Annotated in this window: 15 protein-coding genes and 1 tRNA gene; 5 read left to right on the forward strand and 11 right to left on the reverse strand. The window is 67.3% G+C overall.

Annotated features, from left to right (window positions below; all coding sequences use genetic code 11):
- Positions 1-5: 5 nt before the first annotated feature.
- A complete protein-coding gene (locus ACFVVC_RS20825) occupies positions 6-1,406 on the reverse strand; it encodes a glutamate decarboxylase (protein WP_387457814.1) in 1,401 nt (466 codons plus the stop codon).
- Positions 1,407-1,587: 181 nt separating this feature from the next.
- On the reverse strand, positions 1,588-2,562 hold the full coding sequence (locus tag ACFVVC_RS20830; RefSeq protein WP_387457817.1) for a hypothetical protein: 975 nt from the start codon (positions 2,560-2,562) through the stop codon (positions 1,588-1,590).
- Positions 2,563-2,682: 120 nt separating this feature from the next.
- Between ACFVVC_RS20830 and ACFVVC_RS20835 the strand changes: the two genes are divergently transcribed.
- Positions 2,683-3,924, forward strand: coding sequence for an NAD(P)/FAD-dependent oxidoreductase (locus ACFVVC_RS20835; protein ID WP_387457820.1), 1,242 nt, complete (start codon positions 2,683-2,685; stop codon positions 3,922-3,924).
- 16 nt (positions 3,925-3,940) lie between these two features.
- Here ACFVVC_RS20835 and ACFVVC_RS20840 read toward each other — a convergent pair whose 3' ends face one another.
- Positions 3,941-4,579, reverse strand: coding sequence for a hypothetical protein (locus ACFVVC_RS20840; RefSeq protein WP_387457823.1), 639 nt, complete (start codon positions 4,577-4,579; stop codon positions 3,941-3,943).
- A gap of 124 nt (positions 4,580-4,703) precedes the next feature.
- Complete coding sequence (locus ACFVVC_RS20845) at positions 4,704-5,618, reverse strand: polysaccharide deacetylase family protein (protein ID WP_387457826.1); 915 nt, start codon at positions 5,616-5,618, stop codon at positions 4,704-4,706.
- Between the two features lie 385 nt (positions 5,619-6,003).
- On the opposite strand from ACFVVC_RS20845, the gene ACFVVC_RS20850 reads away from it, so the two are divergent.
- Complete coding sequence (locus tag ACFVVC_RS20850; RefSeq protein ID WP_387457857.1) at positions 6,004-6,744, forward strand: PspA/IM30 family protein; 741 nt, start codon at positions 6,004-6,006, stop codon at positions 6,742-6,744.
- A gap of 352 nt (positions 6,745-7,096) precedes the next feature.
- Here ACFVVC_RS20850 and ACFVVC_RS20855 read toward each other — a convergent pair whose 3' ends face one another.
- The 6 genes from ACFVVC_RS20855 to tmk all read right to left on the reverse strand — a co-directional run bounded on the left by ACFVVC_RS20855 (position 7,097) and on the right by tmk (position 12,224).
- Positions 7,097-7,567: a hypothetical protein gene (locus ACFVVC_RS20855; RefSeq protein WP_387457828.1), complete on the reverse strand. Its 471-nt coding sequence runs from the start codon at positions 7,565-7,567 to the stop codon at positions 7,097-7,099.
- Between the two features lie 2 nt (positions 7,568-7,569).
- Positions 7,570-8,118 (reverse strand): hypothetical protein, encoded by a 549-nt coding sequence (locus ACFVVC_RS20860; RefSeq protein WP_387457831.1) that lies wholly within the window; start codon positions 8,116-8,118, stop codon positions 7,570-7,572.
- 510 nt (positions 8,119-8,628) lie between these two features.
- Positions 8,629-8,701: transfer RNA gene (locus ACFVVC_RS20865), tRNA-Thr, on the reverse strand.
- A 105-nt stretch (positions 8,702-8,806) separates the two neighbouring features.
- Complete coding sequence (locus tag ACFVVC_RS20870) at positions 8,807-10,375, reverse strand: alpha/beta hydrolase (RefSeq protein WP_387457834.1); 1,569 nt, start codon at positions 10,373-10,375, stop codon at positions 8,807-8,809.
- Complete coding sequence (locus ACFVVC_RS20875) at positions 10,372-11,535, reverse strand: DNA polymerase III subunit delta' (RefSeq protein WP_387457837.1); 1,164 nt, start codon at positions 11,533-11,535, stop codon at positions 10,372-10,374. The genes ACFVVC_RS20870 and ACFVVC_RS20875 overlap by 4 nt, the downstream gene beginning before the upstream one ends.
- The gene (gene tmk, locus ACFVVC_RS20880) at positions 11,532-12,224 is read right to left on the reverse strand and encodes a dTMP kinase (protein ID WP_387457840.1); all 693 of its coding nucleotides are present in this window, start codon (positions 12,222-12,224) and stop codon (positions 11,532-11,534) included. The genes ACFVVC_RS20875 and tmk overlap by 4 nt, the downstream gene beginning before the upstream one ends.
- Before the next feature lie 135 nt (positions 12,225-12,359).
- Here tmk and ACFVVC_RS20885 point away from each other — a divergent pair, with 135 nt between their 5' ends.
- Entirely contained in the window at positions 12,360-13,550 is a 1,191-nt protein-coding gene (locus tag ACFVVC_RS20885; RefSeq protein ID WP_387457842.1) for a trans-sulfuration enzyme family protein, read from the forward strand.
- Positions 13,551-13,559: 9 nt separating this feature from the next.
- Positions 13,560-13,913, forward strand: a complete 354-nt coding sequence (locus tag ACFVVC_RS20890) for a DUF2516 family protein (protein ID WP_387457845.1) — start codon at positions 13,560-13,562, stop codon at positions 13,911-13,913.
- On the opposite strand, the gene ACFVVC_RS20895 is transcribed toward ACFVVC_RS20890, so the two are convergent.
- Positions 13,898-14,752 (reverse strand): class I SAM-dependent methyltransferase, encoded by an 855-nt coding sequence (locus ACFVVC_RS20895; protein WP_387457847.1) that lies wholly within the window; start codon positions 14,750-14,752, stop codon positions 13,898-13,900. The two genes, ACFVVC_RS20890 and ACFVVC_RS20895, sit on opposite strands and share 16 nt — an antisense overlap.
- A 100-nt stretch (positions 14,753-14,852) precedes the next feature.
- On the opposite strand from ACFVVC_RS20895, the gene ACFVVC_RS20900 reads away from it, so the two are divergent.
- Positions 14,853-15,599 (forward strand): phosphoglyceromutase, encoded by a 747-nt coding sequence (locus ACFVVC_RS20900; protein ID WP_387457850.1) that lies wholly within the window; start codon positions 14,853-14,855, stop codon positions 15,597-15,599.
- The last annotated feature ends 43 nt before the right edge of the window (positions 15,600-15,642 follow it).

Consider the following 15,642-nt stretch of genomic DNA (forward strand, 5'->3'; position numbering starts at 1 on the left):
GGGCGCTAGTGGTGGAAGGCGGGCGTCTGCCCCTCCGAGGGCATGGGCGCAGTCAGTGCGTCCAGGTAGGCGACTTCTTTCTTGAGGTCGTCCAGGAAGCTCGCGGCGAGGTCGCGGGTGAAGCCATTGCGGACCACGATCCGTTGCACTGTGGTGTCGCTGAGTCCGTCGGGTAGCGGGTAGGCCGGGACAAGCCATCCGTTCATCCGGAGGCGCTCGGACAGGTGGTGGAGGTTCCAGTTCCTGGTGTGGCCGTCGGCGAGTTGCCAGGCAAAGACCGGGATGTCGGAGCCGTCGCTCCACAGGGTGAAGGCTTCCATGGCCCCGATTTCGCTGGAGAGGTACAGTGCAACGTCGCGAGAGGTCGCCTGCACGGACTTGTAGCCGGCGAAGCCAAGCCGGAGGAACAGGTAATACTGCAGCAGCACCTGGGCGCCGGGCCGGGAAAAGTTCAAGGCGAAGGTAGGCATGTCGCCGCCCAAATAGCTGACATGGAAGACGAGGTCCTCGGGCAGCGCTTCCTCGTCCCGCCACACGATCCAGCCGAGGCCCGGGTACACCAGCCCGTATTTGTGACCCGAGGTGTTGATCGAGGCCACGCGGGGTAGCCGGAAGTCCCAGTCAAGCTCCGGCTGCAGGAAGGGCGCGATCATGGCTCCGGATGCACCATCGACATGGATGGGGATGTCCAGTCCGCGGCTTGCCTCGATGGCGTCCAGGGCGGCGGAGATACCTGCCACGGACTCGTAGGCGCCGGTGTACGTCACCCCCATGATGGCCACGACCCCAATGGTGTTCTCATCCACGTACCGCTCCAGGTCATGGCCGTCCAGCGTGGGGTGTTCGGACGAGACGGGAACGAAGCGTGCTTCCACTTCCCAGTAATTACAGAACTTCTCCCAGCACACCTGGACGGCTGAACTGAGCACGATGTTGGGTTTGTCCGTCGGCTGTCCCGCAGCGCGCCGACGATGCTGCCACCGGCGCTTCAGGGCGAGGCCGCCAAGCATGCACGCCTCGGAGGAACCGATGGTGGAGGTACCAACGGTCTTCGCCGGATCCGGCGCGTTCCACAGGTCCGCAAGCATCCGCCAGCACCGGGTCTCGATGAGCGCCGTCTGCGGGTACTCGTCCTTGTCGATCATGTTTTTGTCGAAAGTTTCGGCGTAGAGCTGTGAGGCCTCGCGTTCCATCCACGTCCCCACGAACGTTGCCAGGTTCAGCCGCGAGTTGCCGTCCAACATCGCCTCGTCGTGGACCACCTGGTAGGCAGTGGAGGGCAAGGATTCGCCCTCGGGCATCGTGAAACGTGGGAAGAGGGTGGATTCACCCGCCCGGCTGAACAAAGGGTTCAGCTCAACGCTTGTTTCGGGTTCATGCTTCGGTGTCCGGTGCGACCTTGTCATTGCAGGGTTCCTTCGAGCTCGTGAACGCCGGGCAGTGCGGCTGGTGTCCACGTTACAAAGGAACGCCCGCCGTGGCTGTCCCCGCGGGTGCATGTCGTCCATGCGTTGCGAAGCAGCGCATGCCCCGGAGGGCCGTGGGCAGCCCCTGATGGCCGGTCTTTGACCGCGGGTTGCCGCCTGGTCAGTTGCTGCCCAGGCGAAGCACGCGTTCATGCGCCAGCACGGCGGCCCGGCTCGCCTTGTCGGCGGCACGGGCCGCCTGCTTGGCTTCGGCGGACGTGGCGAACAGTTTCCTGCGGACGTTCTCCAGCCGTTCCTCGGCGGCCTTCAGCCTCTCCCGGAGCATGGCTGTCTCCTGCTGAAGTTCCGCAATCTCGGTTCGTGCCCCTTCGGCCTCCGCCTGCAGGTCCGCGGAACGCCGGGCGGCTTCTTCCTCGGCAGCCCGGGCCTCGGCGTGGGCAGCCTTGGCCCGTTCCAGCGCCGGGGGCGACGCCGGCCGGGGCGTCTGGCGCACGGCCTCAAGGCGCGGCTTGGCGGGCTTGGGCTGGGAGGTGCGTTGCGGCGTCGTCAACGTCCTTGCTGCCGTTGTGTCCGCTGCAACCGGGGAAGGCGTTGGCCGGGGTGACGACGACACAGCGGGGAGCGTTCCGGGGAGGGCCACCGCCCCAGCCAGGTCCACCTGGTTGACGCCGTCGGCGGTCAGGACCTTCAGCAGGCGGCCGCTCGCAACGGCCACGGCTGCTCCTTCATCTGCCGTCAGCGCCCGCAGGGTCTCCTCAACGTCCGCGGCCATGGGTCCGCTGATGGGGCGCCCCTGCTCCGCAGCGACAGTCCGTGCGGCGTCGACGGCGGCAGCCAGCAGGGTGCGGCGCTCGCGGGCCAGCGCACGGAGCGCAGCGGCATCCAGCGATTCCTGGGCGGAGCGCATCCTCTCCCCAAGGGCAGACAGGTCAGCCAGGACGCCAGGCCGTTGCCGGGCCAGCATGTTCACCGCCCAGGCGGCCACGGACGGCTTTGCCAGCGCCCGGACCGCCGCCGCCAGTTCCTTGTCCTGCTCCGCTGCCTCCTTGGCCGCGGCAGCCCTGGCCGCGATGAAGCCGTCGAGGTCCCTGGCATAGAGCCTGTCCGCAATGTCAGCCAGGGCTTCGTCTTCCATGCCGCCATCTTAGGTGCCGGCTCCTGCAGGTCCTGGGCGCACCCGGGTCGCGGCGTCCATCCGGACCGCCCATGCCCGGAGTCCCTGTTACTCGTGGGCGGGGAGGGGTATGTTGCTCGAATGGACGATTCTTACCAGGTGATTGTGGTTGGCGGCGGTTTCGCCGGAAAAACGGCAGCCGAGGAGTTGGGCCGCAAGGGTATCCGGGTGCTGCTGCTGGATACGAACAATTATCAGCAGTTCCAGCCGCTGCTCTACCAGGTGGCTGCGTCCCAGATCGGCGTCTCGGCGGTCACCCGGCCGCTCCGTTCCGAATTCCGGCGCATCAACAGCGTGCGGGTCCTGACGGCGGAGGTGACAGCCATCGATGCTGCCAACCGCACTGTCACAACCCGGGATGGATCCAGCTACCGGGCGCGGGCCCTGGTGATCGCCACCGGTGCGGTACCTAATTTCTTCAACACACCAGGCGCTGACGAACACGCCTACCCGCTGTACTCTGTGGCGGACGCCACCCGCCTCAGCGCCGCCATCACGGCAGTGCTCGACGAGGCCGACCGGGAGCCGGCGGCCGGGGCCGATGTGATCGTGGTGGGTGGTGGCCCCACGGGCGTGGAGACCGCAGGAGCGCTGGCCGAGAACGTCAAATACCTGGTGCCAAAGTACTTCTCGCCGGGGCTGGCGGCACGCTGCCACGTGCACCTGGTGGATATGGTTCCCAACGTGCTGGCTGCCTTCTCGGAGAAATCCCAGGCCTACGCGCGGGACCGCCTGACCAAGCTGGGAGTCCAGTTGCACATGGGCCAGGCCGTGGGCGAGGTAAGGCCTGACGGTGTCACCCTCAAGGACGGGACCGTTATTCCCGCCCGGATCGTGGTGTGGGCCGGTGGACTCCAGGCGGGCCGGATCATCGCGGAGTCCGGGCTGAACCAGGGCCGGGGCGGGCGCGTGGATGTCCAGCCCGACCTGACGGTTCCAGGCTTCGAGGGCGTCTACGTGCTGGGTGACTCCGCCAACATCACCGATGCCGCCGGTGATAAATTGCCGCAGCTCGGATCGGTGGCCCAGCAATCGGGCAAATGGGCTGCGCGCAACATCCATGCGGAGCTAACCGGCGGCACACGGGAGCCCTTCCGCTACTGGGACAAGGGATACATGGCGATGGTGGGCCGGGGCGCCGCGGTGGCGGAGCTGGGGCGCCGGCGCCTGCAACTGCAGGGGCCGCTGGCGTTCGTGTCCTGGCTTGCCGTGCACCTTGCCCTGCTGCCTGGATTCCAGCAGAAAGTGCGGGCCCTGTTTTCGTGGGCGAATGGTTACCTCACGCACAGCCCGGCGCAGGTGGTGGTGGGGCGGCCGGACTAGGCGCGGGCCGCCGTCGTTATTTCGTGGCGAAGCCCAGGAGGCGGCCTGCGGTGGTCCAGCCGGACTCCTGGAAGCCGGCGGCCGCATCCGGTTCAACCACCATGTGCAGGTCCCCGGCGCCATGCAGGAATGCCTCTTCAGCCATGGCCGCGAACAGGGCACGCGCGAAAACCTCCTTGTCCGGGCCCTCGGGGACTTCGAGGATGGCGACGGCCGCGGCTTCGTCCCGCACCTGGATGCGGCCCCTGGCCACCGGGTGGTCAAAGACAGTGATTTCGACGGCGTCATAGGTGTCCATGGGTGCCAGGGCCACCTGGGAATTCTCTGGCAGGTCAATTCCCGTGTTCAGCTGGGCCGTCGGGGCGCTCAGCAGAATCCTCTCGGCGACGGGGGAGAATCCAGGCGGGGTAGGTACCTCCGCGGCGGATGGCGCGACGATCAGGGTCAGGCTCGCCCCTGGCCTGCCCTCAGCCGTCCCGGCCAGCTCTTCCGTATCCGGGCCGGGCCAACCTGCCACGTACTCCGGCCCTTCAGCGGGGTTTCCGGAGCCGTCGTCGAGGATGAAGCCGGCGCCGGCCGGATCGGCGGAGCGGCCCTGCAGGTCGGCCCAGGCCGGGACCCAGCCGAGTGTTGGGGCTTCGTGCTGTTCCGGCATCCGGGGGTTCCTAACGTCAGGGTGCATCCTTTGCCCGAACGGTCCTGCCTGACCGGTGGACGCGGGCGTCCCTGCCAACGTATCGGATCAGCCGTGGGGCCGCCAACGTCCGTGGCGGCGCACGTCAGGGCAGATGGGTGAAGGACATTCCTGCCGCCAGCAGTTTGTCGAGGGCGTGGGCCACGCCCTCAGCCGTTCCGCCGTTGGGGTGGTTGCCATGGCAGATCACCACGTCACCTGGCCTGGCCTTGCCGATTTCCTTGGCGACGACGGCGGCCGGGTAGGTTGCGCCGCCGTCGCCGTTGATGCTGAAGCCCGCAGGCCTGACACCCAGGGCATGGAGGATCTCGACGGCGACGTCGTCCATGTAGGCGGTGCCGGGGCGGAAGTAGCGGGGGCGGGCGCCGGTGATCCCCGTCAGCGTCAGGTCGTTGGGCATGACCTCGTCATAGACTTCTCCGGCGTTCCTGGTGCCGGGGATCCCGTAGGCGTTGTTTCCGGTGGTGGACAGCGGCTTGTGCGATGTTCCGTGGTTGGCCAGTTCGAACAGCGGGTCCGCTGCCAACTGCCGTGCCGTGGAGGGGTTGGCGGCGATCCACCGCGAGTTCAGGAAGAGCGTGGCAGGGATGTGCCGCTGGCGCAGGGTGTCGAGCAGCGCCTGGTCACAGCCGCTGCCGCCGGGTCCGCCGCAAAAGTCGAAGGTCAGCGAGATGCCCTGTGACGCGGGGGGAAGCCTAGTCAGGACGCCGGGGGCTTCCAGGCCCCAGTAACGGGCCTGGTGGTTTCCGTACGCGGCGACAATGTCCGCACGGGACGGCATGGACGGCATGGAGGCGGGGACGGGCGACGAATCGTCCGGGTTCACATCGATAATCCGGGCCGGAGCGTGTGAGGGATCGCTTGACGGTTCCGTGACGGGTCCTGCAGCGTCGGCCGCCCGCTTCCGGTCGGGCTGGAGGTCCGGTACGGCAGCTGAAAGCGTGAGTACCGCGGCCAGCAGGACGGTCCTGCGGCCGGGGCCTTTACCGTCCTGGCTCATGTGTCGTGCGCCCTGTTGTTCAACCATTAGTTACCCCGCAGGGACTTCAAGCCGTCCCATGACTGATCCCCATTGACCCTGAACCGGGGAGTGCTGGACGTGGCGGGGCAAGGCATTGCCGGCTGTGCGACGGCGCACGGAACTGCAGCCGGAACGAAGGGGGTCATGACGGCATGATACCGCGCCAGCCTTGACATTCCGTGAACCCGGAGCAGCCGCGGAGCGCCTGCGCGGCCATGTGGCCGGTAATCGGCGGAGAGCTCGGGGGAGGACCACGACATGCGGCTGCCCGTCCTTGTCGTCGAATCACGGTGACGTGCAGGGAGCGTCTACGTTCGCCCGGGCCGTCCACATTGAATCCGACGTCCGGTACCGATAGAAAGACATTGTGAAGCAGAGTATTTTCGCCCGCGTCGCCCAGCTCGCGAAGGCCAACCTGAATGCGCTCCTGGACTCCGCGGAAGACCCGCAGAAGATGCTGGACCAGATGGTTCGGGACTACTCGGAGAACATCCGGGAAGCCGAGGCAGCTGTTGCCCAGACCATCGGCAACCTCCGGATGGCCGAGGACGACTACGCCCGCGCCGTCGACGACGCCGGCACGTGGGGCCGCAAAGCGGTCGCCGCGTCCCGTAAGGCGGACGAATTCCGGGCCGCTGGGAACGGTGTGGACGCTGACAAGTTCGACGCCCTTGCCAGGCTCGCCCTGCAGCGGCAGATGTCCGCCGAGGCGACAGCCAAGGCGCAGGCTCCTGCGCTGGCAGCGCAAAACGAGGTCGTTGACAAGCTCAAACAGGGCCTGGACCAGATGCGCGGCAAGCTCGGTGAGCTGACGGCCAAGCGCAACCAGCTCGTGAACCGTGCCAGGGTGGCCGCCGCGCAGTCGCAGGTCCACTACGCCCTCAAAGCCCTGGATACCGGGGACCCAACCTCGGCGATCGGCCGCTACGAGGAGAGGATCCGCCGGCAGGAAGCTACGGTCCGCGGCCAGCAGGAACTTGCCGCATCATCCCTGGACGCCCAGTTCGCCTCCCTCGAAGACCTCGGAGAGCAGACCGAAGTGGAGGCGCGGCTGGCGGCGCTCAAGTCCATGGACCGGAAAGCCATCGACCATCACGGCTCATGACCGGCCGTGAGGCAGCCGTTGTGGTCCCAGCCGCTTAACCAGGGATAAACCCCGGACAGCCCCTAAAATCAGGGGCTGTCCGGGGTTTATCCCGAGCTTCCTGTCTGCTGGCTGCGCAGCCAGCGCCGGCGCCGCGCGGCCGTCCTGAAGGCCAGTACCGACATGGCCAGCGACCCCGTGCCCACACCCAGACCCAGCAGGATGGTGGTCGGTTTCTCACCGGCGCCGATTGCCCAGACCCCGACCGCGATCATGCCAAGGGACAGCGCCGTGCACGTTGAAGCTGCTCGGGTGGTACGGGGTGCCGTCAGGGCGGCGGAACTGCTTCTCCTGGTTGAACACGGTTCGAATCCTACCGGGATGCGCCGGGCTGGTCGCCGCGGTTCTGGCCCAGTTCCAGGAGGTTGACGTCGACGCTGCCTCTGGAGCTCGGCTTCGGGGACCCACGGAGCTTGCGCAGCTGGGTGGCCCGGTACTCGTCACGGGCGAGGATGAACGTATAGAGCGTCAGGAACCCGGCGAAGCCGATCAGCCACAGGGCGCCCCACTCCAGACCGTTCCCCTCCCAGAGGGGGCGCTGGAAAAGCCACACGCCGGCGGCCAGGAGGATAACCATGACGATCATCAGGATTCCCATGCCCCACCAGGTGCTGACCTGGGCCTGTCCGCTCCCGGGTGTGAAGCCGATCTCGTCGGCCGGGTAGCTGTGCAGCTCACCCGTGCTGGTCTTGCGGAGTACGCGCTTCTCGCCGGCGGCGACCGCCCTCTTGTGTTCGGCGTAGACGGCGTCCTCGCGCGCAAACTGTTCCCGGTCGTAAACCATTGTCAGGCTCGTTTCTCGTGGCTGGGCAGGTAGTCGGGTTCACCCGGGAAGGGTTGGGTGCTGAGCGGGAAGTTGTCCCGGCTGATCTCCAGGGTTCCCGGGTGCTCCTCGAACCAGCGGCGGGCTTGGTCGTCGGTGACACCGTGCGTTGGCTTGGGCAGGCCCCTGTCCTTGCGGAGCTTTCGGGCCTTGAGCTCTCCCCGGAGGGCGCGGAGACTCAGCAGCCAGCCGCCGGTGAACAGGACCGTGCAGACAATGGATATGACGAACCAGATCAGTCCCATGCCCATGTCGCCCAGGTCAGGGAAGGAGGTGACGATCGCGTAGATGCTGACCAGGATGAAGAGTGGGGCGAGGATCGCTGGGACGGTCGCGATCAGAGCGACAATGGCCAGGCCGGTGAATGTCCTTGACTGGTAGTTGCCTCCGCTGGGCAGAGAGCCGCCAAGCCCCCACTCTTCCTGGGTGTAAGCGTGGACCTCTTTGGTCCGTGCTCCGGTCGCATACAGGTACGTTGGCAGCGCCGGAGGCTTCGGCTTTTCAGTGGTCACGCGCTTCCGATCTGTGAGGCTGGTTCTCGTGGCTGTCGTCTCTCCAGCAGTTATTCTTCCAGTGTGCGGTGGCAGTGGCGGTGAAGCGGCGGAGCGGTGCCGCACACATGTCGCCCAGGAATGACAACGCCGGGACGATCAGCCTGGATACGCGGAAGCAGGCCGCCCACTGGGTGGACCGCTTCGGGAACCGGCATGCCCTGGCCGAGGTGACCGGGTGAGAGAACGGCGTGGACATTGACGGTGAACAGCCGTGAAGGATCACCATCCGTCTGGTCAACGGTCGTACCTGGCGCGTCCAGCGCCAAACGCCGGTACGGTCTCCGTGCCGTGCCGGCTGACGGGATGTAGCGCAGCTTGGCAGCGCACCTGACTCACAAATGCAAACGACGAGCGGGAGTTGATGAAAGTGTGCCATAAGTATGCCCTACCCCTGGGCAGCACCACCTGCTTAACCAGCGAAAAACCCCGGAAACCCCTGAAAACAGGGGCTGTCCGGGGTTTATCCCGAGCTTCCTATCAGAATCGAACTGATGACCTTTTCATTACGAGTGAAACGCTCTACCGACTGAGCTAAGGAAGCACCGCACGAACTCCCGGAGTGAACCGGCCGCTTCATGCAAGAGTCAACTGTAATAGAGTCTCCGCGCCCCGGTCAAAATGGGACAGGCGGAAGCCGGTGAGGCGTTCAGCACACGGTGTTGTCGGCCGGAGCTTTGCCGCCCACCAGGTAGTTGTCCACCGAATCTTCGAGGCAACTGTTGGCCCTGCCGTACGCGGTGTGCCCCTCACCCTTCCACGTGAGCAGCGAGGCGTTCCCCAGCTGTTTGCGCAGGGATGCAGCCCAATCCACCGGGGTGGCGGGGTCGCCCGTGGTGCCGATGACCACGATCGGGGAGCTTCCCGAGTACTCCACCGCCTGCGGCGTCCTGACGTTCTTGTACGGCCAGTCCGCGCAGCTGGTCCCGCCGTAGGCGAAGAAGTAGCCGAAGGTGGGGGAGTCCTGTTCCAGGCGCTTCTCCTCCGCCCGCATGCCGGCGGTGTCCGAAACCATGGGGTAGTCAAGGCAGTTGATCGCGTTGAACGCGAACGTGGAATTGGAGGTGTACGAGCCGTCGGTCGAACGGTCAGCGCTGATGTCGGCGAGGCGCAGCACCAGGCTCACATCCCCGTTCATGGCAGCTTCCAACGCCTGGGTGAGGGCAGGCCAGCTCTGGTCGTTGTAGAGCGGGGTGATCAGGCCGCTGACGAACGTCGTTGCATTGACCAAACGGCCGTCCTTGGCCGTGCGGGGTGTCTGCTGGACGGCGTCGATGAGGTCCCGGATCTGTTGCACGCCGGAGTCGACACCGCCGGTCAACGGGCACTTGCCCTGCCGCTGGCAGCTGGCGACGTAGGTGTGGATGGCCTTCTCGAAGGCGCGGGCCTGGCCGCTGGTCAGGTCCTCGTTGCTGATGGACGGGTCGAGGGCGCCGTCAAGGACCATCCGGCCCACGTTGTCCGGAAACAGTGAGGCGTAGGTGGAACCCAGGAAAGTCCCGTACGAGTATCCGAGGTAATTCAGCTTGGTGTCATTGACCACTGCACGCAGCACGTCCAGGTCCTTGGCGGCGCTGACGGTGTCGATGTGCGCCAGGACCGGGCCGGTTTGCGCCGCGCACTGGGCGGCGATTGCCTTGTTGTCCGCCAGTGCCGTTGCCAGCCCGGTGTCGGTTTCAAGGGCGTAGGTCTTGGCGCGTGCCGCGTCACGTTCCGCGTCGGTCATGCAGGTAACGGGAGCGGAACGCTTGACGCCACGGGGATCGAAGCCTACGAGGTCGTACGCGTTGCGGACGGACGCCGAGAAATGTGTCGCTGCGGCGTCCTTCACGAAGTCGTAGCCGGAAGCGCCCGGGCCGCCGGGATTGACCAGGAGGCTGCCCGTTTTCTTGCCGGTGCTGGGCGCCCGCAGGGCCGCTATCTGGATGGTGTCGCCGGCCGGGTTGGCGTAGTCCAGCGGGACGGTCACCTTGGCGCACTGGAATTCGCCTTCGCAGGGCTGCCAGACGACTTCCTGCGAGTAGAACTTCTCCAGCCCGGCTGGCGCGGACGCCACAATCGAGGGGTCGGCCTTGGCGGTGGCCGCCTCCGGCGGGGTTTTGTCCCCGCCGTTGAGGAGGCTGCACGAGGCCAGTGCCATGACCAGGGCCATGGCGCCCACGGCGCGGACGGCGGCCAGCAAGGACCTGTGGCGTGCGGGCAGGGGGCGGGCAGTCATCGGGTCTCCTTGGAGGGCTGGATCAGGCTGGCCGCCATGGACTCGAGGGTCAGCAGCGGGGCGACGTTTGTGGTGGTGATGCGTTCGCGGGCTTTGTTGATGGCATCCATCCGGGCGAGCGTGCCTTCCGGAGTACTGCGGGCGGCGAACCCCTCCAGCTCACTCCTGAGCTCAACGTTGACCAGCTCCACAGCGTTCCCCAGCTGGATGATCAGCACGTCCCGGTAGAAAGACAGGAGGTCGGTGAGGGTCCGGTCCAAGGAGTCTGTGATGGACCGCTTGGCCCGCCGCTTCTGGTCGTCCTCAAGCTGTTTCACCTGGCTGCGCATCGTTGGGGGGAGCGTGCCGGACTCCGGCGCGCCGAGCGTTGCCAGGAGGGCTGCTTTTTCGGCGGCGTCGCGCTCCTCGTTGGAGCTGGTGGCCTCTGCCGTGGCGATCTTCACCAACTTGTCCGCCATCATCACCGCGGCGGTGACGCCGCGGAGCCCGAGCGGGAACCGCACCGTCTCCAGGCGGCGTTCCCTGGCGGCGGGGTCCCGGGCCAGCCGCCGGGCGATCCCCACATGGCTTTGTGCTGCCCGCGCCGCGCGTTCGGCGAGCTCGGGATCAACGCCGTCCCGCCTGACCAGCAGGGCTGCAACTTCCGAGGCAGGCGGCAGGCGCAAGGCAACGCTGCGGCAGCGGGACCGGATGGTCACCAGGACGTCGGCCGGGGACGGTGCGCAGAGCATCCAGACGGTGCGCGGGGTGGGTTCCTCGATGGCCTTCAACAGCACGTTGGTGGTCCGCTCAGCCATCCGGTCGGCATCCTCCACCACGATGATCCGCCAACGCCCCGCGGACGGCCGGTTCCCCGCTGTTGCCACCAGGTCGCGGGCCTCATCAATGGTGATGGTGACTTTCTCCGTGCGGACGAAGGTCACGTCCGAGTGGGTTTCCCCGAGGATGGTGCGGCACGCTTGGCACTGGCCGCAGCCCCGCAGGCCCACGTCCTCCTGGTCGCAGTTCAGCGCGGCTGCGAAGGCCTTGGCTGCGTTGGAGCGCCCGGAGCCCGGCGGCCCGGTAAACAGCCAGGCGTGCGTCAGGCCTTCGCCGCTTGCTGCCTGGCGCAGTTGTTCGACGACGGCGGTTTGGCCCTGGAGGTCATCCCACACCGTCACGAGCCACCACCGTCCGTCCCGTGACGGGAGGGCGCAGCAGGGGAAAGGACCGGGCCGGCCAGCAGCGCGTCGACCCGGGCCCGGATCCGCGCGGCGAGTTCGTCCACCGGCAGTTCTGCGGGCAGAACCAGATACGACCCGGGGCGGCCGGCGGCAAGGTCGAGGAAAGCCTTCCGAATCCTGGTGTGGAAATCATCAGCCTCGGACTCCAAACGGTCCTCGGCCGCCTGGCCGGCAGTGCGGCGGCTGCGGCCGAGCCGCGGGTCGACGTCCAGAAGGACTGTGAGGTGGGGCTGCAGGCCCGAGGTGGCCCAGTCGTTGAGGGACTTGACGGCATCCTGGCCAAGGTCGCGGCCGGCCCCCTGGTAGGCCACTGAAGAGTCTATGTAGCGGTCGGTCAGCACGATTTCGCCGCGGCCGAGCGCCGGCCGGATGACCTGCGCGGCGTGGGCGGCCCGGGACGCCGCAAAAATAAGGGCTTCGGTATGGGCGTCGATCTCGCCGTTGCCATGGTCCAGGACCAGTGAACGCAGCTTTTCGCCTACGGGGGTGCCGCCGGGTTCACGGGTGCGGCGCACGGTGTACCCCCGCGACTCCAATTCAGCCGCAAGCCGGGCCGCCTGCGTCGACTTGCCGGCGCCATCGCCACCTTCGAATGCGATGAATACGCCCGCCTCTTGTTTGCTCACCTCCCAAGCCTACCGAGCCGGGCAGACATTTCCTGTCCCGCCGCCGCACCCTGTGTGGACGCCCGGTAAACGCCGGGCGTCCACACAGCGGCACCCCTTTCAGGCGGATCCGGGCCGGACAGTACGCTTTTGAGCATGAGTCTTTCCGAGCACCATGCCGCGTCCCTTTCCCCCGAGACCGTGGTGGTCGCGGCCGGACGTCCGCCCCGGGAAAGGGACCAGCCGGTCAACCCGCCCATCACCCTGTCCTCCACCTACTTCGGCACCGGTCCGCTGGGCGACGGGGACCGCGGCTACGGCCGTTATTCGAACCCCACGTGGGATCCCTTCGAGGAGGCGCTGGGCCAGCTCGAAGGTTCCGCACTGCCGGGCCTGCTGTACGCCTCAGGCCTGGCGGCCGTCAGCTCGGCGTTGTCCCTGATCCCGGCCGGGGGAGTGCTGGTGATGCCGGACCACAGCTATTCGGGCTCCCTGGTCATGGCCTCCGAACTTGCCCAGAAGGGCTTTATCGAGCTCCGCACCGTGGACATCGCCGATACCGAGGCGGTCCAAGCCGCACTGGCGCCCACCGGTCCCTCGGCCCGGGCCGCGGCCATGCTCTGGCTGGAAAGCCCCACCAACCCGATGCTGGGGATCGCAGACATGGTGGCCGTCGCCGAGGCCGCCCACGCCGCGGGAGCCATCGTGGTCACGGACAACACCTTTTCCACCCCCCTGGTGCAGCAGCCCCTCCGGCTCGGGTCCGACGTCGTGCTCCACTCGGTGACCAAATACCTCGCCGGCCACTCCGACGTCGTCCTGGGAGCGCTTGTCACCTCCAACCCGGACATCCGGTCCGCCCTGCTCCACCACCGCATCATCCACGGCGCCATCGCCGGTCCTTTCGAAGCATGGCTGGCGCTGCGCGGGCTGCGGACCCTTGCGCTGCGGGTGGAACGGTCCCAAAGCTCCACAATGCTCCTCGCGGAACGCCTCGCGGCGCACCCCGCGATTGAATCCATCCGCTTCCCGGGCCTCCCGTCGGATCCCGGCCATGCGCGGGCCAAGGCCCAGATGAAGGGCTTCGGCTCCATCATCTGCATCCAGGTGGCGCCGGCCGCGGGCCTGGGCGGTGCCGATGCGGCGGACAAGGTGGTGGAGGCCCTCGAATTGTGGCTCCCCGCCACTTCACTGGGCGGCGTCGAGTCCCTGATTGAACGCCGTCGCCGGCACGCGGCGGAACCTGCCAGCGTGCCGGAAAACCTGGTACGCCTCAGCGTTGGGGTCGAAAACGTGGAGGATCTCTGGGCGGACCTGAAGCAGGCGCTGGACACGCTGGGCGGCTAGGCTGGGTTTGTGGACGGTGAACTGATTATTCGGCCTGTAGAGCAGGCAGTGTTCTTTATCCTTGGCCTGGTGGCCTTGGGACTCGAATTGTGGGCGCTGGTGGACTGTGTCCGGCACCGGGCCAACGCGTTCGAGGCGACCGGCAAGCGGACCAAGGCCTTCTGGCTTGCGCTGACCGGCGGCGCCACGCTGGTGGGCGTGATTTCGCTGTTCGGCGCCGGCGGCGGCATCGTCAGCACCCTTGGCCTGTTTGGGCTCGCCGCGGTGGTGGCAGCCTCCGTCTACCTCGCCGATGTCCGCCCCGCCGTGAAGGACGCCGGCCGCGGCGGCAGCCGCAACGCGGGACCCTACGGCCCCTGGTAGCCAGGTTCCACGGCGTCCCAGCCCACGGTTAATTCGCCCAGCCGCCATCTGGCCGGGCCGTCCTGGACCGGCCACCCGGCGTCGCGCAGGCTCCGGCACATGCCCACCCAGCGCTGCCTGTTGCCGAACGAGGCAAGGGGCGCGCATTCCAACCAGGCCCGGTCCATCGCCGACATGAAGTCATGTACCGGTTCGCCCGGGATATTGCGGTGGATGAGGGCCTTCGGCAGGCGCTCGGCCACCTCTGAGGGCAGGTCGAAACTGCCGAAGCGGACCGAAATGCTCAACGACAGCGGCCGCTCCCGGTCGAGCGCCACCCACGCCACCCGGCGGCCCACTTCGTCGCACGTGCCGTCGACGAACAGGCCGCCCGGGGCCAACCGGTCCTGCACCAGGCGCCAGATTCCCGGCACGTCCGCTTCCTCGTACTGGCGCAAGACGTTGAATGCCCTGACCAGGACCGGACGGCCGGGGATGGGAAGTTCGAAACCACCCACGTGGAAGGTCAGTCCCGGACGCTGGAGCGGGAGCGCCGCCCGCACGCGTCCTGGCTCAATTTCGATGCCGCACACGCGGACGTCCGGCCGCACTGCGGCGAGCCGTTCAAAGAGTTCGACGGCGGTGGCCGGGGTGGCGCCGTAGCCCAGGTCCACCACGAGGGGGTCGGCCGCGGCCCGCAGCCGCCACGCCTGCGGCCCCATCAGCCAGCGGTCCACCCGCCGCATCCGGTTGGGGTTGGTGGTTCCCCGGGTGACGTTGCCGACCGGCCGGCCCTGCCGGGAGGCGGATGTCCTGCCGGAGAGTTGCGGGGAATTCACCCGTTCAGCCTTTTGAACCACGGCCCCACCCTATCCCCGCGGGGGCGGAGCCGGGTCCAAAGGCTTGTCCCGCGTTGTAACGCTGGGCGGCCGGCAACACTGCTCGGCTAGGATGAAAATCATGACTTACAAGCTGATCCTGCTGCGCCACGGCCACAGCGAATGGAACGCCAAGAACCTGTTCACCGGCTGGGTGGACGTTGACCTGAACGACCAGGGCCGCGCGGAAGCAGCGCGCGGCGGTGAGCTGCTGGTGGAGAACAACATCCTCCCCGATGTGCTCTACACCTCCCTGCTGAAGCGGGCCATCAACACCGCCAACATCGCGCTGGACAAAGCCGACCGCGGCTGGATCCCGGTCAAGCGTGACTGGCGCCTGAATGAACGCCACTACGGCGCGCTGCAGGGCAAGGACAAGGCCCAGACCCTGGCCGAATACGGCGAGGCGCAGTTCATGGAATGGCGCCGGTCCTACGACACCCCGCCGCCGCCCCTGGCTGACGACTCCGAGTTCTCCCAGGCCCACGACCCGCGCTACGCCGGCCTCGGCGACGCCCTCCCGCGCACCGAGTGCCTCAAGGATGTCCTGGTGCGCCTGCTGCCCTATTGGGAGTCGGACATCAAGGAAGACCTCAAGGCAGGCAAGACCGTCCTGGTCACCGCCCACGGCAACTCGCTCCGCGCGCTGGTCAAGCACCTGGACGGCATCAGCGACGAGGCTATCGCCGGGCTGAACATCCCCACCGGCATTCCGCTGGTGTACGACCTCGACGATGACTTCACGCCGGTCAAGCCCGGCGGAACCTACCTCGACCCCGAGGCCGCCGAGCAGGCAATCCTGGCCGTCGCCAACCAGGGCAAGAAGTAAGGCTTAAACGCGTACGACGGCGGGCTGGTCACCTTTGGTGACC

The sequence above is a fragment of the Pseudarthrobacter sp. NPDC058196 genome, from assembly GCF_042882685.1.
Taxonomy (GTDB): Bacteria; Actinomycetota; Actinomycetes; order Actinomycetales; family Micrococcaceae; genus Arthrobacter.

Coding starts and splice junctions, on each gene's coding strand:
- ACFVVC_RS20825 (WP_387457814.1), bottom strand. CDS start 1,406: ATGACAAGGTCGCACCGGACACCGAAGCATGAACCCGAAACAAGCGTT.
- ACFVVC_RS20830 (WP_387457817.1), bottom strand. CDS start 2,562: ATGGAAGACGAAGCCCTGGCTGACATTGCGGACAGGCTCTATGCCAGG.
- ACFVVC_RS20835 (WP_387457820.1), top strand. CDS start 2,683: ATGGACGATTCTTACCAGGTGATTGTGGTTGGCGGCGGTTTCGCCGGA.
- ACFVVC_RS20840 (WP_387457823.1), bottom strand. CDS start 4,579: ATGCCGGAACAGCACGAAGCCCCAACACTCGGCTGGGTCCCGGCCTGG.
- ACFVVC_RS20845 (WP_387457826.1), bottom strand. CDS start 5,618: ATGAGCCAGGACGGTAAAGGCCCCGGCCGCAGGACCGTCCTGCTGGCC.
- ACFVVC_RS20855 (WP_387457828.1), bottom strand. CDS start 7,567: ATGGTTTACGACCGGGAACAGTTTGCGCGCGAGGACGCCGTCTACGCC.
- ACFVVC_RS20870 (WP_387457834.1), bottom strand. CDS start 10,375: ATGACTGCCCGCCCCCTGCCCGCACGCCACAGGTCCTTGCTGGCCGCC.
- ACFVVC_RS20885 (WP_387457842.1), top strand. CDS start 12,360: ATGAGTCTTTCCGAGCACCATGCCGCGTCCCTTTCCCCCGAGACCGTG.
- ACFVVC_RS20900 (WP_387457850.1), top strand. CDS start 14,853: ATGACTTACAAGCTGATCCTGCTGCGCCACGGCCACAGCGAATGGAAC.